This window comes from Microbulbifer maximicatervae (SeqCode) (assembly GCF_052467825.1).
This window is the reverse complement of the sequence record NZ_CP174327.1, coordinates 2,000,826-2,016,147: the sequence shown is the minus strand read 5'-3', so window position 1 is coordinate 2,016,147 and position 15,322 is coordinate 2,000,826. Positions and strand designations below refer to the sequence as shown.

Sequence of the window (15,322 nt, the reverse complement as noted above, 5' to 3'; positions counted from 1 at the left end):
TCTCCGCTCGAGGCCTAGATAACTTCGGGAGCGAGGGAGATGATCTTCATGAACTTCTCACCGCGCAATTCGCGAGTTACCGGACCAAAAATACGGGTGCCAACCGGCGCCAGTTGCTGGTTCAGCAGCACCGCTGCGTTATCGTCAAATTTAATCAGGGAACCGTCCGCGCGACGCACACCTTTTTTGGTGCGAACCACAACGGCGTTCATTACCTGACCTTTCTTCACTTTACCGCGGGGGATGGCTTCCTTAACGGTTACCTTGATAATGTCGCCCACGCCGGCATAACGACGATGGGAGCCGCCCAGCACCTTGATGCACATGACGCGGCGAGCCCCACTGTTGTCAGCTACTTCTAAGTAGGATTCCGCTTGAATCATTGTCTCTCTCCGAAACCTTTCAATTCGGCAGTCAATGCGCTAGGGGTTATACCTTCGCCGCACGCTCTACAATTTTCTGCAAAGCCCAAGATTTGCTCTTGGACAGAGGACGAGATTCCTCGATGGTTACAACATCACCGATGCTGCAATCATTGTTCTCGTCATGCGCCTTAAGCTTTGTGGACTTGTTTACAATTTTGCCGTAGATCGGGTGCTTAACACGGCGCTCGATCAAAACGGTGATGGTTTTATCCATCTTGTCACTCACAACCTTGCCGGTCAGAGTACGCTTCAGTTTTGCTTCAGCCATGATTAATTACCTGCCTTCTCGGTCAACACAGTCTTTATGCGAGCAATGTCGCGACGAGTCTGCTTCAGCAGATGAGTCTGAGCCAGTTGACCGGTGGATTTTTGCATACGAAGCTTAAATTGAGCTTCGAGCTGGTTCAGCAGTTCTTGGTTCAGCTCTTCAACTGACTTTTCGCGTAGATCTGCAGTCTTCATTACATCACCGAACGCTTAACGAAAGTTGTTTTTACAGGCAGCTTGGCCGCAGCTAATGCAAAAGCCTCACGAGCCAGCTCCTCGGACACACCCTCCATCTCATAGAGGACCTTGCCCGGCTGGATCTGAGCTACCCAGTATTCAACGCCACCTTTACCTTTACCCATTCGAACTTCGAGGGGCTTATTGGTAATTGGCTTGTCTGGAAACACACGAATCCAGATTTTACCGCCACGTTTAATGTGACGAGTCATTGCGCGACGAGCCGCTTCGATCTGGCGCGCAGTAATGCGTCCACGACCGGTAGCCTTAAGGCCAAACTCGCCAAAGCTCACTTTAGAGCCGCGCTGAGCAAGACCGCGGTTGCGACCCTTCTGTACCTTGCGGAATTTTGTACGCTTTGGTTGCAGCATTTGCGTACCCCTTATTTAGCAGCTTTTTTGCGGCTCTTTACCGGCTTCTCATCGGGCACTTCGTCACCGATTACCTCGCCTTTAAAGATCCACACCTTGATACCGATGATGCCGTAAGTAGTCTTCGCTTCAACATTGGCGTAGTCGATGTTGGCGCGCAGGGTGTGCAGGGGCACACGGCCTTCGCGATACCATTCGGTACGCGCGATTTCTGCACCGCCAAGACGGCCACTTACTTGAATCTTGATACCTTCGGCACCCTGACGCATAGCGTTCTGTACGGCACGCTTCATAGCGCGACGGAACATAACACGGCGTTCCAGCTGCTGGGCAACGTTCTGGCCAACCAGAGCCGCGTCCATATCAGGCTTGCGCACTTCTTCGATGTCGATGTGCACAGGTACGCCCATCTGCGCGCTTACTTCTTTGCGCAGACGTTCTACGTCTTCACCTTTTTTACCGATCACGATGCCCGGACGTGCAGTGTGAATCTTCACACGTGCAGTGTTTGCCGGACGTTCGATCTCGATACGGCTCACAGAAGCGTGGGCCAGTTTTTTGCGAATGTATTCGCGAACTTTCAGATCCGTGTACAGCTTGTCTGCGTACTCGTCGCTGCCGGCATACCAAACAGAGGTATGCTTTTTAACGATACCCAGACGAATGCCGGTAGGATGTACTTTTTGTCCCATGGTTTTCTCGCCTGCTCTCTTATTTCTCGGCCACTTTCACAGTGATGTGACAAGTACGCTTAAGAATGCGATCAGCACGACCTTTAGCACGCGGCTTAATGCGCTTCATGGTCATACCTTCGTCCACAAAAATTGTGGAAACCTTCAGCTCGTCAACGTCAGCACCTTCGTTGTGCTCAGCGTTGGCAATGGCCGACTCCAGTACTTTCTTAATGATCGCCGCACCCTTTTTAGTACTGAAAGCCAGTATATCCAGGGCCTCTTCAACGCCTTTGCCGCGAACCTGATCAGCTACCAGTCGCGCCTTTTGCGCCGATAGACGTGCGCCGCGTAATTTTGCTGCTACTTCCATCTTTATAACCTCGGCTTAGCGCTTCTTCGCTTTCTTGTCCGCAGCATGACCGCGGTAAGTGCGGGTAGCAGCGAACTCGCCCAGTTTATGGCCAACCATTTCTTCGTTAACCAAAACGGGCACGTGTTGACGACCGTTGTGCACGGCAATCGTCAGTCCAACCATTTCCGGCATAATCATGGAACGGCGGGACCAGGTTTTAATCGGCCGACGATCGTTTGCTGCAATCGCTGCCTCCACCTTCTTGATCAAATGCAGATCAATAAAGGGACCTTTCTTTAATGAGCGTGGCACTGTCGATTCCTCTCTAGCTGCTCAGACATCGCGCGGCTTACTTGCCGCGACGACGTACTATCATCTTATCGGTGCGCTTGTTCTTGCGCGTTTTCTTACCCTTGGTCGGAACGCCCCACGGAGTAACCGGATGACGACCACCAGAGGTACGGCCTTCACCACCACCGTGCGGGTGATCTACCGGGTTCATCGCCACACCGCGAACGGTAGGACGAACACCACGCCAGCGTGCAGCACCGGCTTTACCCAGCTTGCGCAGGCTGTGCTCGGAGTTGCTCACTTCACCCAGGGTTGCGCGGCACTCAGCGAGAACCTTGCGCATTTCGCCGGAACGCAGACGAATGGTCGCATACTGACCTTCACGAGCTACCAGCTGCACAGAGGCACCAGCAGAACGGGCCAGCTGAGCGCCTTTGCCTGGCTTCAGCTCGATCGCGTGGATTACAGAACCTACCGGAACGTTGCGCAGAGGCAGAGTGTTACCCACAACAATCGGTGCGGCATCGCCGGACTGAATGGTGGCACCTGCTTTCAGGCCTTTCGGTGCGATAATGTAACGACGCTCACCGTCGGCGTAACACACCAGAGCGATGTGTGCGCTGCGGTTGGGATCGTACTCCAGACGCTCAACTTTAGCCGGAATACCGTCTTTGTTGCGCTTGAAGTCGATTACACGGTAGTGCTGCTTGTGGCCACCACCGATGTGACGGGTAGTGATACGACCATTGTTGTTACGGCCACCACTTTTGCTCTTGCTCTCCAACAGAGGAGCGTAAGGAGCACCCTTGTGCAGGTCGGTGTTAACAACCTTAACCAGGTGACGACGGCCGGCGGAGGTCGGTTTTGTTTTTACAATTGCCATTGTAACGGTCCCCTTTACTCAGCAGCTTCAAAATTGATGTCGCTGCCCTCAGCCAGGCGAACGTAGGCTTTTTTCCAATCGCTGCGCTGGCCCATGCCATTGCGAGTGCGCTTGGTTTTACCCTTTACGTTCACGGTGCGAACCTGCTCAACGGAAACGTTAAACAGCTTCTCAACCGCAGCCTTGATCTCAGCTTTTTCGGCGTCGGTGGTAACCTTGAAAACTACCTGGTTGGCGCTATCCGCCAGTCCAGCAGCTTTTTCGGAAATTACCGGGCCCAGCAGTACTTTGTAGAGTCGCTCTTGGTTCATCCCAGCACCTCTTCAATTTTCTTGAGCGCAGAAACGGTAACCACGACCTTATCAAAGCGAATCAGGCTTACTGGATCGATCGCCTGTACATCGCGGACGTCGATCTTGTGCAAGTTGCGTGCGGCCAGGTAGAGGTTTTCGCTAACCTCTTCAGTCACGATCAGCGCATCGGACAGGTCAAACTGAGCCAGTTTGCTTACCAGCTGCTTGGTCTTGGGTGCGTCCACATCAAAGGACTCAACCACTACCAGGCGCTCCTGACGAGCCAGCTCAGACAGAATGCAACGCAGTGCAGCGCGGTACATTTTTTTGTTCAGCTTAACGCTGTGATCGCGCGGATCAGCGGCGAAAGTTACGCCACCGGAACGCCACAGCGGGCTGCGGATAGTACCGGCACGTGCGCGGCCAGTACCTTTTTGGCGCCATGGCTTCTTACCACCACCAGAAACATCGGAACGATTTTTCTGCGCCTTGGTACCCTGGCGAGCGCCGGCCATGTAGGCCACAACTGCCTGGTGTACCAGATCTTGGTTGAACTCACGTCCGAAAGTCACTTCAGAGACAGCTACTGTGCCTTTAGCGCCTTCGGGAGTAGCGATATTCAGTTCCATATCTATTTCCCCTCAGACTTAGGCTTTAACTGCCGGACGAACGATAACGTTGCCACCGGGTGCACCGGGTACAGCGCCTTTAACCAACAGCAGGTTGCGTTCGGCATCGACACGAACCACTTCCAGGTTTTGCACGGTTACGCGCTCAGCACCCATGTGTCCGGCCATCTTCTTGCCTTTCCATACGCGGCCAGGAGTCTGACATTGACCGATAGAACCGGGTGCGCGGTGAGACAGGGAGTTACCGTGGGTTGCGTCCTGGGTGCGGAAATTCCAACGCTTAACGCCGCCCTGGAAGCCTTTACCTTTGGAAGTGCCGGTTACGTCGATCATCTGGCCAGCTTCGAAGCTGGAAACAGTAATTTCAGAACCGATATCGAAAGTCTCTTCGGAACCGTCAGTGCGCAGTTCGAAAAGATTTGTGCCAGCCTCTACATTGGCTTTGGCGAAGTGGCCCGCTGCGGGCTTGGAGACACGGGAAGCTTTGCGGCTGCCTACTGCTACTTGAACAGCGCTGTAACCGTCAGTTTCCTGAGTTTTCACTTGGGTGACGCGATTCGGAGCAACCTCAACAACGGTTACCGGAATGGATACGCCATCTTCAGTGAAGATGCGAGTCATGCCGCTCTTGCGGCCGACAATACCTATAGTCATCTTTTTTAACCTCTCAGTGCACGGGGCTTTAACCCACTGCGGCCGCCCAATCTCAGAGCGTTACACTACCCGGACCGTTTTCGCCCGGGATTCGGTAGTTAGTAAAAGTGTTAGCCGAGACTAATTTGGACCTCAACACCGGCCGCCAGATCGAGCTTCATCAGCGCGTCGACGGTTTTCTCGGTAGGCTCAACGATGTCCAGCAAACGCTTGTGAGTACGGATCTCATACTGATCGCGAGCGTCTTTATTAACGTGCGGGGAAATCAGTACGGTGTACTTCTCTTTGCGAGTCGGCAGCGGGATAGGACCGCGAACTTGTGCGCCAGTGCGCTTAGCCGTCTCTACGATCTCCTGAGTGGACGCGTCGATCAGCTTGTGATCGAAGGCCTTCAGGCGAATACGGATACGTTGACCCTGCATGGAATCAAACTCCAATTATTAACTAAAGAACGTCCTCTTACGCAGCCCCGAGGGCGGGCGAAAAGGAGCGCGAATTCTACGGGGAGCGCAGCAGGCTGTCAACTGTACAGGCTGATCAAATTTCAATCTGCTGAAACTACAATTGAGTACCCCAAGCGGAACGAGGTATCCACAATGACTATCGCCGCAACACTCAGTCAATATTTAAATGACCAATCGGTCGATTACCATCTGATTCAGCACCCACACACTCGCACCAGCCGGGAAAGCGCCCGCGCCGCCCATGTGCGTGAGGATCAGGTGGCAAAAGCGATTTTGCTTCAGGATATAGAGGGTTACGTAATGGCTGTGATCCCAGCCAGCAGCAGCCTAGATATGCGCTCGCTCCACAATGAGACCGGGCGAAACTCACTACAAATGGTCTCGGAAACCGAACTCGGCGCCATATTCCCAGACTGTGAACTGGGCGCCCTGCCCGCCCTAGGCCAGGCTTACGGCATTACCACCCTACTAGACACCAGTCTTGGACACCGTGAAACCATTTACTTTGAGGCCGGTGACCACGAAGAGCTGGTCGAGATGAGCGGCCCTCAATTCACCAAGCTGTTTGCGGGCAGCAGAAGCTGTGATTTAAGCCGGGATTGGCCATAAGCTCGCTAGATTAAAAGCAAATATTAGCGGCCGCAGATATGCCGGAAAGGATTCAACAGTGAGTCGTTAGCAGAGAGGGATGATGCTCGTAGCATCCAACAACACCAGTTGGTGTAAGCAATTAATTATCGGGCATAAAAAAAGCCGCAGCGCGTCCGCTGCGGCTTTTTTTTTAGATCAGGAGTAACTATTACTCGATGATCTTGGCAACAACGCCCGCACCTACGGTACGGCCACCTTCGCGGATAGCGAAGCGCAGGCCGTCTTCCATGGCGATCGGAGCGATCAGGGTAACAACCATTTGAATGTTGTCGCCCGGCATTACCATTTCAGTACCTTCCGGCAGCTCTACCGCACCAGTTACGTCGGTAGTACGGAAGTAGAACTGAGGACGGTAGCCTTTGAAGAACGGGGTGTGACGACCACCTTCGTCCTTGGACAGTACATACACTTCCGCTTCGAACTTGGTGTGCGGAGTGATGGAGCCCGGCTTAGCCAGTACCTGACCACGCTCTACTTCGTCACGCTTGGTGCCGCGCAGCAGTGCGCCGATGTTCTCACCAGCACGACCTTCGTCGAGCAGCTTGCGGAACATTTCAACACCAGTACAGGTAGTAGTGGTGGTTTCTTTGATACCAACGATTTCGATCTCGTCGCCAGTGTTGATCACACCGCGCTCTACACGACCAGTTACAACAGTACCACGGCCAGAGATAGAGAATACGTCTTCGATCGGCATCAGGAACGGCTGATCTACAGCGCGCTCTGGCTCAGGGATGTACTCGTCCAGAGTCTCTACCAGCTTCTTAACAGCGGTAGTACCCATTTCGTTGTCGTCTTCGCCGTTCAGGGCCATCAGAGCGGAGCCAACGATGATCGGAGTGTCGTCACCTGGGAACTCGTACTGATCCAGAAGTTCGCGAACTTCCATTTCTACCAGCTCGAGCAGCTCTTCGTCGTCTACCATGTCCGCTTTGTTCAGGAATACAACGATGTAAGGTACACCTACCTGACGGGAAAGCAGGATGTGCTCACGAGTCTGCGGCATGGGGCCGTCAGCTGCGGAACATACCAGAATAGCGCCGTCCATCTGAGCAGCACCGGTGATCATGTTCTTAACGTAGTCGGCGTGTCCCGGGCAATCTACGTGAGCGTAGTGGCGAGTCGGGGACTCGTACTCAACGTGAGAAGTAGCGATGGTGATACCGCGCTCACGCTCTTCCGGTGCATTGTCGATACCGTCGAAAGCAACAGCGTCACCGCCCCAAACTTCCGCACATACGCGGGTCAGAGCAGCAGTCAGGGTGGTTTTACCGTGGTCAACGTGACCGATGGTGCCCACGTTCACGTGGGGCTTGGAACGTTCAAACTTTTCTTTTGCCATCTTTAGATGTCCTCTAGCTAAAAGTTTGCCAAAGGGGCCCCAGCTGTTGGCCCGGCCCCCTTTAAGCAGAAGTTAATTAGGCCTTAGTCTTGGCGATGATCTCATCGGCAACATTTTTCGGCGCTTCGGCGTACTTCAGGAATTCCATGGTGTAGGTAGCACGGCCCTGAGTAGCAGAACGCAGGTCGGTTGCGTAACCGAACATTTCTGCCAGAGGTACTTCCGCATTGACAACCTTACCGGAGGGGTTGTCTTCCATACCCTGGATGAGACCACGGCGACGGTTGAGGTCACCAACCACATCACCCATGTTCTCTTCCGGAGTTACCACTTCCACCTTCATCATCGGCTCGAGCAGTACCGCACCGCCCTGACTGGACAGCTTCTTGGTCGCCATAGAACCGGCGATCTTAAACGCCATTTCATTGGAGTCCACATCGTGGAAGGAACCGTCGTACAGAGTCGCCTTCAGGCCCAGCAGCGGGTAGCCAGCCAGAACACCGTTCTTCATCTGCTCTTCGATACCTTTCTGTACCGCAGGAATGTATTCCTTCGGTACTGCACCGCCCACGATTTCGTTAACGAATTCCAGACCTTCCTGAGACTCGTCTTCGGCGGGCTCAAACTTCACCCATACGTGACCGTACTGACCGCGACCACCGGACTGACGAACGAACTTGCCTTCGATCTCAGAGGTGTTGCGGATAGTTTCACGGTAGGCAACCTGAGGCTTACCGATGTTCGCTTCAACGTTGAACTCACGCTTCATGCGGTCAACGATGATATCCAGGTGCAATTCACCCATACCGGAAATAATGGTCTGACCGGTTTCCTCGTCAGTCTTCACGCGGAAGGACGGATCTTCCTGGGCCAGCTTGCCGAGGGCAATACCCATTTTTTCCTGGTCCGGCTTGGACTTGGGCTCAACCGCAACAGAAATTACTGGCTCGGGGAACTCCATACGCTCCAGAACAATCTTGTTGGCTTCGGAGCACAGGGTGTCACCAGTGGTTACGTCTTTCAGACCAATCGCAGCAGCGATGTCACCAGCCAGTACTTCTTTAATTTCCTGACGATCGTTGGAGTGCATTTGCACCATACGACCGACACGCTCTTTCTTCATTTTTACGGAGTTGTATACCGCAGTACCGCTCTCCAGCTTACCGGAGTAAACACGGAAGAAAGTCAGGGTACCAACGAAGGGGTCGGTAGCAATTTTGAACGCCAGTGCAGCGAACGGCGCGTTGTCGTCAGCTTCGCGGCTCTCAACAGTTTCGCCATCTTCCAGAGTACCTTCGATCGCCTTAACTTCAGTCGGCGCCGGCAGGTATTCGATAACTGCGTCCAGTACAGCCTGTACACCCTTGTTCTTGAACGCAGAACCGCCCAGAACCGGTACAATTTCGTTGGCCAGGGTACGCTGACGGATAGCTGCCTTGATTTCTTCTTCGGACAGCTCACCTTCTTCCAGGTATTTTTCCATCAACTCTTCGCTGGCTTCAGCGGCCGCTTCTACCAGGTACTCGCGCATTTCGTCGCACTCGTCCTGTAGCTCAGCGGGGATGTCAGCGTAGTCGAAAGTCATGCCCTGGTCGGCTTCATTCCACAGAATGGCCTTCATCTTCACCAGGTCAACAACACCCTTGAACTCGTCCTCAGAGCCGATGGTCATCTGCAGAGGGACAGCATTCGCGTTCAAGCGGTCTTTCAGCTGGCTCACAACGTTGCGGTAGTTCGCACCGGCGCGGTCCATTTTGTTTACGAATACCATGCGCGGTACTTCGTATTTGTTCGCCTGGCGCCATACGGTTTCAGTCTGAGGCTGAACACCAGAGGAGCCACACAGTACAACAACAGCACCGTCGAGTACGCGCAGGGAGCGCTCAACTTCAATAGTGAAGTCAACGTGTCCTGGGGTATCGATGATGTTTACGCGGTGCTGGTCGAACTGCTGCTGCATGCCAGACCAGAAACAGGTAGTCGCAGCAGAAGTAATGGTGATACCACGCTCCTGCTCCTGCTCCATCCAGTCCATGGTGGCAGCACCTTCGTGTACTTCACCAATTTTGTGGGATAGACCAGTGTAGAAAAGTACGCGCTCGGTAGTAGTGGTTTTACCGGCATCTACGTGGGCACAGATACCGATGTTACGGTAACGTGCGATGGGCGTTTTACGTGCCACAGTTGTATCCTCGATATAACGGCAAAAGGCAGCCTGGAATTTTCCGTGCTGCCTTTCGGTATTAATTTCCGATGTTGGTATTCATCAGACTTAGAAGCGGTAGTGAGAGAATGCCTTGTTGGCTTCTGCCATGCGGTGTACATCTTCACGCTTCTTGACCGCGCCACCCTTGTTTTGGGCTGCATCGATCATTTCGTTGGCCAGACGCTGAGCCATAGATTTCTCACCGCGCTTACGGGAGAACTCCACCAACCAACGCATTGCCAGAGCCGTACGACGCGAGGGGCGCACTTCTACAGGCACCTGATACGTCGCACCACCAACACGGCGGGACTTTACTTCCACCATAGGCGCGATATTTTCCAAAGACTCCTCGAATACTTCGATCGGATCTTTGTTCAATTTTTCAGAAATAGTTTCAAGTGCACCGTATACGATACGCTCTGCAACTGACTTCTTGCCGCTGATCATGACGTGGTTCATGAACTTGGCCAGGGTGACGTTCCCGAACTTGGGGTCCGGTAGCACTTCGCGCTTGGCGACTACTCGTCTTCTCGGCATGGGTATTGCCTCTCTTCAGGGTTATTCTGAGACGCCGCCGTAAAACATTACAATCCGGCGAGCTCAGCCTTACTCCGGTTGGAAACCGAAACGCAAATCGTTAAAGGTGATTAACCTTTAGGACGCTTGGCGCCGTACTTAGAACGGCCCTGCTTGCGATCGTTTACGCCGGCACAGTCAAGTGCACCGCGTACAGTGTGGTAGCGCACACCCGGCAGGTCTTTTACACGACCGCCGCGAATCAGTACCACGCTGTGCTCTTGCAGGTTGTGGCCTTCACCACCGATGTACGAAGTTACTTCGTAACCGCTGGTCAGACGCACACGGCAAACCTTACGCAGTGCAGAGTTCGGCTTCTTCGGTGTAGTGGTGTACACACGAGTGCAAACTCCGCGACGCTGCGGGCTAGCCTGCAGAGCAGGAACGTCGCTTTTTTCAACTTTGCGTTTTCTCGGCTTACGAACCAACTGGTTGATCGTTGCCATTAAAAATCACTCCAAAAATAAAATGCCCCCACCTCTAACAGTGAGGGCCTATCGTCTGTGTGTATCGTCCGATCCTGGGATCAAACGGAACACCCCACATAAGCGGGGGCCGCATTCTATAAGCGACAACCCGCCTAGTCAATCGGCGACGGAAGTAAGTGCTTACATCACAGACAGTCGCCAATATCAGATCGGGCACCTAAGTGCCCCAACCTACCCCACTCCACCAACAGATAGAGTGGGATACGCCTTATTCGCCTGAGGACTTCAGAGCCTCAGTCAGAGCTGCTTCAACCTCAGCTGCGGAAGGTCCTTCACCGAAGGCCTCTTCCAACTGCAGGCTGCGTTTGCGCTTGCGCTCGCTGTGGTAAGCCAGACCGGTACCAGCCGGGATCAGTCGACCCACAACCACGTTCTCTTTCAAGCCGCGCAGGTTGTCTTCCTTACCAGTTACCGCCGCTTCGGTCAGAACGCGAGTGGTTTCCTGGAACGAAGCCGCTGACAGGAAGGACTCAGTTGCCAGGGACGCTTTGGTAATACCCAGCAGCAGGCGCTCGAACTGAGCGGGCTGCTTGTTCTCGGCACGCAGCTGTTCGTTCTCTTCGATCACGCGCTGGTATTCAACCTGGTCGCCCTTAATCAAGCTGGAATCACCCATCTCGGTGACTTCAACTTTACGCAGCATCTGACGCACGATGGTTTCGATGTGCTTATCGTTAATACCTACACCCTGGAGGCGGTAAACCTCCTGGATCTCGTTGGTGATGTAGCGAGCCAGCTCTTCAACACCTTTCAGGCGCAGAATATCGTGCGGGTTGGACGGGCCATCGGAGATAACCTCACCCTTCTCTACGGTTTCACCTTCGAACACGGTCAGCTGGCGGTGCTTTGGAATCAGAACCTCGTAGTGGTCCTTACCATTGGCCAGCGGCTTGCCGTCGCGCGGAGTAATCTGCAGACGAACCTTGCCTTTGGTCTCCTTACCGAAGGAAACGGTACCGGAGATTTCCGCCAGAATGGACGGCTCTTTCGGCTTACGCGCTTCAAACAGGTCGGCAACGCGGGGCAGACCACCGGTGATATCCTTGGTACCGCCGGATTCCTGCGGAATACGTGCAATTACGTCACCCACGTTCACCTGCTTACCTTCAGCCAGGCTGAGGATTGCACGCGGCGGCAAGGCGTAGTGCGCAGGCGCATTACTGTTAGCCAGAGTCAACTCTTCGCCGTTCTCATCCAGCAGGGTTACCGCTGGGCGCAGATCTTTACCCGCTGCCGGGCGCTCGGCCGGATCGATAATCTCGATAGAAGACAGACCAGTGATATCGTCGGTCTGCTTGCGGATGGAGAGCCCTTCTTCCATACCGGACAGTTTCACCCAACCGGCTACCTCGGTGATGATCGGGTGGGTGTGCGGGTCCCACTTGGCCACGATCTGGCCACCGTCTACCTCGGCACCTTCGTAGACGCTGATCACAGCACCGTAAGGTAGCTTGTAGCGCTCGCGCTCGCGACCGGCGCTGTCGGCAATCGCCAGCTCACCGGAACGGGACACGGCTACCAGAGTGCCAACTTCGGTCTTAACCGTCTTAACATTATGCAGACGTACGGTACCGCCCTGCTTCACCTGGATGCTGTCCGCAGCAGAGGCACGGCTTGCAGCACCACCGATGTGGAAGGTACGCATGGTCAGCTGGGTGCCCGGCTCACCGATGGACTGTGCGGCAACAACGCCCACAGACTCACCCGGGTTGGCGCGGTGGCCACGGGCCAGGTCGCGGCCGTAACACTGGGCACAGATACCGTGTGCAGTCTCACAGGTGATCGGGGAGCGAACCAGAACCTCATCGATGCCCATGGCTTCGATGCGCTCTACCCACTTCTCGTCGATCATAGTGCCGGCGGAAACGGCGATTTCATCGCTGCCCGGCTTCAGTACATCGCGGGCCACAACACGGCCGAGGATACGGTCACCGAGAGATTCGATAACGTCACCGCCCTCGATTACCGGCGCCATGGTCAGACCGTCGTCGGTGCCACAATCCAGCTCGGTAATTACCACGTCCTGGGCCACGTCAACCAGACGACGGGTCAGGTAACCGGAGTTAGCGGTTTTCAGTGCGGTATCCGCCAGACCTTTACGAGCACCGTGGGTCGAGATGAAGTACTGCTGTACGGTCAGACCTTCACGGAAGTTTGCCGTAATGGCGTTCTCGATAATGGAGCCATCCGGACGGGCCATCAGACCACGCATACCAGCGAGCTGACGAATCTGCGCTTCAGAACCACGGGCACCGGAGTCGGCGTACATGTATACGGAGTTGAAGGAGTCCTGCTTGGTCTCGTTGCCCTCGCGGTCGATCACCTTCTCTTTCTTGATACCGGCCATCATCGCCTGGGTTACCTTGTCGTTGGTACGGGACCAAACGTCGATAACCTTGTTGTACTTCTCACCCTGGGTTACCAGGCCGGAAGCAAACTGGCTTTCAATCTCTTTCACTTCCGCTTCAGCGGCATCGATCAGTTCAGCTTTCTCAGCTGGAATCTCAAAGTCGTTCACACCAATGGAGGAACCGGACTTGGTAGAGAAGTCGAAACCGGTGTACATCAGCTGGTCGGCAAAAATAACCGTCGCCTTCAGGCCTACCTTGCGGTAGCACTCGTTCAGGGCGCGGGAGATCGCCTTTTTCTTCATCGGCTGGTTAACGTGCGCAAACGGCAGGCCTTCCGGCACGATGTTCCACAGCAGCGCGCGGCCTACAGTGGTGTCCTGAATGGAGATAGTCTCGTGCTTCTCACCGTCTTCGCCGACGATATTTTCGCGGATACGCACCTTGATCTTCGCTTGCAGACCAACCTGCTTGGCGTAGAAAGCGCGGCTCACTTCTTTGATATCGGAGAAGAACATGCCTTCGCCTTTATCGTTAACGCGCTCGCGGGTCATCCAGTACAGACCCAATACCACGTCCTGGGACGGTACGATGATCGGCTCACCGTTGGCAGGCGACAGGATGTTGTTGGTGGACATCATCAGCGCGCGGGATTCCAGCTGCGCTTCGATCGTCAGCGGTACGTGTACCGCCATCTGGTCACCGTCGAAGTCGGCGTTATAGGCCGCACAAACCAGCGGGTGCAGCTGGATTGCCTTACCTTCAATCAGTACCGGTTCAAACGCCTGGATACCCAGACGGTGAAGGGTCGGTGCACGGTTAAGCAGTACCGGGTGCTCGCGGATCACTTCGTCGAGGATATCCCAAACGACAGCTTCCTCGCGCTCAACCATCTTCTTGGCAGCTTTGATCGTAGTGGCCAGGCCACGGGATTCCAGCTTGCCAAAGATAAACGGCTTAAACAGTTCCAGTGCCATCTTCTTGGGCAGACCACACTGGTGCAGACGCAGGGTCGGACCTACCACGATCACGGAACGACCGGAGTAGTCAACACGCTTACCCAGCAGGTTCTGACGGAAACGACCCTGCTTACCTTTAATCATGTCAGCCAGGGACTTCAGCGGGCGCTTGTTGGAGCCGGTGATGGCGCGACCACGACGGCCGTTATCCAGCAGTGCGTCAACAGATTCCTGCAGCATGCGCTTTTCGTTGCGCACGATAATGTCCGGCGCGTTCAGCTCAAGCAGACGCTTCAGACGGTTGTTACGGTTGATCACACGACGGTAGAGGTCGTTCAGATCGGAGGTCGCGAAACGACCGCCATCCAGCGGTACCAGCGGGCGCAGATCCGGCGGCAGAACCGGCAGAGCCTTCATCACCATCCACTCCGGGTTGTTGCCGGACTTGTAGAAGGCTTCCAGCAGCTTCAGGCGCTTGGACAGTTTCTTGATCTTGGTTTCGGAGTTGGTCGCCGGGATCTCTTCACGCAGGCGCTGGATTTCTGCGGGCAGCTCGATATCCGCCATCAGCTCCTGGATCGCCTCGGCACCCATCTTCGCTTCAAACTCGTCGGCGAACTCTTCCATCGCCTCAAAGTACTGCTCGTCATTCAGCAGCTGACCGCGCTCCAGGGTCGTCATACCCGGCTCGGTAACCACGTAAGATTCGAAGTACAGCACGCGCTCGATATCGCGCAGGGTCATGTCCAGCAGCAGGCCGATACGGGACGGCAGTGACTTCAGGAACCAGATGTGTGCAACCGGGCTGGCCAGCTCGATGTGACCCATACGCTCACGGCGAACCTTGGCCTTGGTCACTTCAACGCCACACTTCTCACAGATAATGCCGCGGTGCTTCATGCGCTTGTACTTACCGCACAGGCACTCGTAGTCTTTTACCGGGCCAAAGATCTTGGCACAGAACAAGCCTTCACGCTCGGGCTTGAAGGTACGGTAGTTGATGGTCTCCGGCTTTTTCACTTCGCCGTAGGACCAGGAGCGAATCATGTCCGGTGATGCCAGACCGATACGAATCGCATCAAACTCTTCCAGCTGCTCCTGGGACTTCACCAGATTTAATAAATCTTTCAAGGCCTTTCCTCCACTAGGGGGTAGTCAACCCGGCACTCGCACTAGCCGCCGGGCTAGCCAGCTGCCCCACTGCTTCGAGGG

The 15,322-nt window shown here is 54.7% G+C and carries 18 protein-coding genes; 1 reads left to right on the top strand and 17 read right to left on the bottom strand.

Annotated elements, in window-relative coordinates:
* Positions 1–14 precede the first annotated feature (14 nt).
* The 12 genes from rplN to rpsJ all read right to left on the bottom strand — a co-directional run bounded on the left by rplN (position 15) and on the right by rpsJ (position 5,498).
* Positions 15–383, bottom strand: coding sequence for a 50S ribosomal protein L14 (gene rplN / locus ACJJII_RS08945; RefSeq protein WP_067151032.1), 369 nt, complete (start codon positions 381–383; stop codon positions 15–17).
* 46 nt (positions 384–429) lie between these two features.
* Positions 430–693 carry a 30S ribosomal protein S17 gene (gene rpsQ / locus ACJJII_RS08940; protein ID WP_108731660.1) on the bottom strand — a complete coding sequence of 88 codons (264 nt, stop codon included), beginning with the start codon at positions 691–693 and terminating at the stop codon, positions 430–432.
* 2 nt (positions 694–695) lie between these two features.
* Positions 696–887 (bottom strand): 50S ribosomal protein L29, encoded by a 192-nt coding sequence (gene rpmC, locus ACJJII_RS08935; RefSeq protein WP_020411392.1) that lies wholly within the window; start codon positions 885–887, stop codon positions 696–698.
* Positions 887–1,300, bottom strand: a complete 414-nt coding sequence (gene rplP, locus ACJJII_RS08930; protein ID WP_282934395.1) for a 50S ribosomal protein L16 — start codon at positions 1,298–1,300, stop codon at positions 887–889. The genes rpmC and rplP overlap by 1 nt, the downstream gene beginning before the upstream one ends.
* Before the next feature lie 11 nt (positions 1,301–1,311).
* Positions 1,312–1,992, bottom strand: a complete 681-nt coding sequence (rpsC, locus tag ACJJII_RS08925; protein WP_282934396.1) for a 30S ribosomal protein S3 — start codon at positions 1,990–1,992, stop codon at positions 1,312–1,314.
* Positions 1,993–2,011: 19 nt separating this feature from the next.
* On the bottom strand, positions 2,012–2,344 hold the full coding sequence (rplV, locus tag ACJJII_RS08920) for a 50S ribosomal protein L22 (protein ID WP_282934397.1): 333 nt from the start codon (positions 2,342–2,344) through the stop codon (positions 2,012–2,014).
* 15 nt (positions 2,345–2,359) lie between these two features.
* A complete protein-coding gene (rpsS, locus tag ACJJII_RS08915; RefSeq protein WP_069946924.1) occupies positions 2,360–2,638 on the bottom strand; it encodes a 30S ribosomal protein S19 in 279 nt (92 codons plus the stop codon).
* A gap of 37 nt (positions 2,639–2,675) precedes the next feature.
* Entirely contained in the window at positions 2,676–3,500 is an 825-nt protein-coding gene (gene rplB / locus ACJJII_RS08910; protein WP_108731657.1) for a 50S ribosomal protein L2, read from the bottom strand.
* Between the two features lie 14 nt (positions 3,501–3,514).
* Positions 3,515–3,811 carry a 50S ribosomal protein L23 gene (rplW, locus tag ACJJII_RS08905; protein WP_282934398.1) on the bottom strand — a complete coding sequence of 99 codons (297 nt, stop codon included), beginning with the start codon at positions 3,809–3,811 and terminating at the stop codon, positions 3,515–3,517.
* Entirely contained in the window at positions 3,808–4,422 is a 615-nt protein-coding gene (gene rplD, locus ACJJII_RS08900) for a 50S ribosomal protein L4 (protein WP_020411385.1), read from the bottom strand. The genes rplW and rplD overlap by 4 nt, the downstream gene beginning before the upstream one ends.
* 18 nt (positions 4,423–4,440) lie before the next feature.
* On the bottom strand, positions 4,441–5,076 hold the full coding sequence (rplC, locus tag ACJJII_RS08895) for a 50S ribosomal protein L3 (RefSeq protein ID WP_444914830.1): 636 nt from the start codon (positions 5,074–5,076) through the stop codon (positions 4,441–4,443).
* A 110-nt stretch (positions 5,077–5,186) separates the two neighbouring features.
* Positions 5,187–5,498, bottom strand: coding sequence for a 30S ribosomal protein S10 (gene rpsJ, locus ACJJII_RS08890; RefSeq protein WP_010133849.1), 312 nt, complete (start codon positions 5,496–5,498; stop codon positions 5,187–5,189).
* 174 nt (positions 5,499–5,672) lie between these two features.
* On the opposite strand from rpsJ, the gene ACJJII_RS08885 reads away from it, so the two are divergent.
* The gene (locus ACJJII_RS08885) at positions 5,673–6,149 is read left to right on the top strand and encodes an aminoacyl-tRNA deacylase (protein ID WP_282934399.1); all 477 of its coding nucleotides are present in this window, start codon (positions 5,673–5,675) and stop codon (positions 6,147–6,149) included.
* A gap of 190 nt (positions 6,150–6,339) precedes the next feature.
* Here ACJJII_RS08885 and tuf read toward each other — a convergent pair whose 3' ends face one another.
* The 5 genes from tuf to rpoC form a co-directional block, all read right to left on the bottom strand.
* Entirely contained in the window at positions 6,340–7,533 is a 1,194-nt protein-coding gene (gene tuf / locus ACJJII_RS08880; protein ID WP_108731642.1) for an elongation factor Tu, read from the bottom strand.
* A gap of 76 nt (positions 7,534–7,609) precedes the next feature.
* Positions 7,610–9,715 (bottom strand): elongation factor G, encoded by a 2,106-nt coding sequence (fusA, locus tag ACJJII_RS08875; RefSeq protein WP_282934400.1) that lies wholly within the window; start codon positions 9,713–9,715, stop codon positions 7,610–7,612.
* Between the two features lie 90 nt (positions 9,716–9,805).
* On the bottom strand, positions 9,806–10,276 hold the full coding sequence (gene rpsG, locus ACJJII_RS08870) for a 30S ribosomal protein S7 (protein ID WP_152451131.1): 471 nt from the start codon (positions 10,274–10,276) through the stop codon (positions 9,806–9,808).
* Between the two features lie 110 nt (positions 10,277–10,386).
* Complete coding sequence (gene rpsL, locus ACJJII_RS08865; protein WP_108731651.1) at positions 10,387–10,761, bottom strand: 30S ribosomal protein S12; 375 nt, start codon at positions 10,759–10,761, stop codon at positions 10,387–10,389.
* A gap of 250 nt (positions 10,762–11,011) precedes the next feature.
* Entirely contained in the window at positions 11,012–15,241 is a 4,230-nt protein-coding gene (rpoC, locus tag ACJJII_RS08860; protein ID WP_282934401.1) for a DNA-directed RNA polymerase subunit beta', read from the bottom strand.
* Positions 15,242–15,322: the final 81 nt, after the last annotated feature.

Excerpts from the sequence above, each read along its gene's own strand:
- rplN (WP_067151032.1), bottom strand. The coding sequence starts at position 383 with ATGATTCAAGCGGAATCCTACTTAGAAGTAGCTGACAACAGTGGGGCT.
- rpsQ (WP_108731660.1), bottom strand. The coding sequence starts at position 693 with ATGGCTGAAGCAAAACTGAAGCGTACTCTGACCGGCAAGGTTGTGAGT.
- rpmC (WP_020411392.1), bottom strand. The coding sequence starts at position 887 with ATGAAGACTGCAGATCTACGCGAAAAGTCAGTTGAAGAGCTGAACCAA.
- rplP (WP_282934395.1), bottom strand. The coding sequence starts at position 1,300 with ATGCTGCAACCAAAGCGTACAAAATTCCGCAAGGTACAGAAGGGTCGC.
- rpsC (WP_282934396.1), bottom strand. The coding sequence starts at position 1,992 with ATGGGACAAAAAGTACATCCTACCGGCATTCGTCTGGGTATCGTTAAA.
- rplV (WP_282934397.1), bottom strand. The coding sequence starts at position 2,344 with ATGGAAGTAGCAGCAAAATTACGCGGCGCACGTCTATCGGCGCAAAAG.
- rplB (WP_108731657.1), bottom strand. The coding sequence starts at position 3,500 with ATGGCAATTGTAAAAACAAAACCGACCTCCGCCGGCCGTCGTCACCTG.
- rplW (WP_282934398.1), bottom strand. The coding sequence starts at position 3,811 with ATGAACCAAGAGCGACTCTACAAAGTACTGCTGGGCCCGGTAATTTCC.
- rplD (WP_020411385.1), bottom strand. The coding sequence starts at position 4,422 with ATGGAACTGAATATCGCTACTCCCGAAGGCGCTAAAGGCACAGTAGCT.
- rplC (WP_444914830.1), bottom strand. The coding sequence starts at position 5,076 with ATGACTATAGGTATTGTCGGCCGCAAGAGCGGCATGACTCGCATCTTC.
- rpsJ (WP_010133849.1), bottom strand. The coding sequence starts at position 5,498 with ATGCAGGGTCAACGTATCCGTATTCGCCTGAAGGCCTTCGATCACAAG.
- ACJJII_RS08885 (WP_282934399.1), top strand. The coding sequence starts at position 5,673 with ATGACTATCGCCGCAACACTCAGTCAATATTTAAATGACCAATCGGTC.
- tuf (WP_108731642.1), bottom strand. The coding sequence starts at position 7,533 with ATGGCAAAAGAAAAGTTTGAACGTTCCAAGCCCCACGTGAACGTGGGC.
- rpsG (WP_152451131.1), bottom strand. The coding sequence starts at position 10,276 with ATGCCGAGAAGACGAGTAGTCGCCAAGCGCGAAGTGCTACCGGACCCC.
- rpsL (WP_108731651.1), bottom strand. The coding sequence starts at position 10,761 with ATGGCAACGATCAACCAGTTGGTTCGTAAGCCGAGAAAACGCAAAGTT.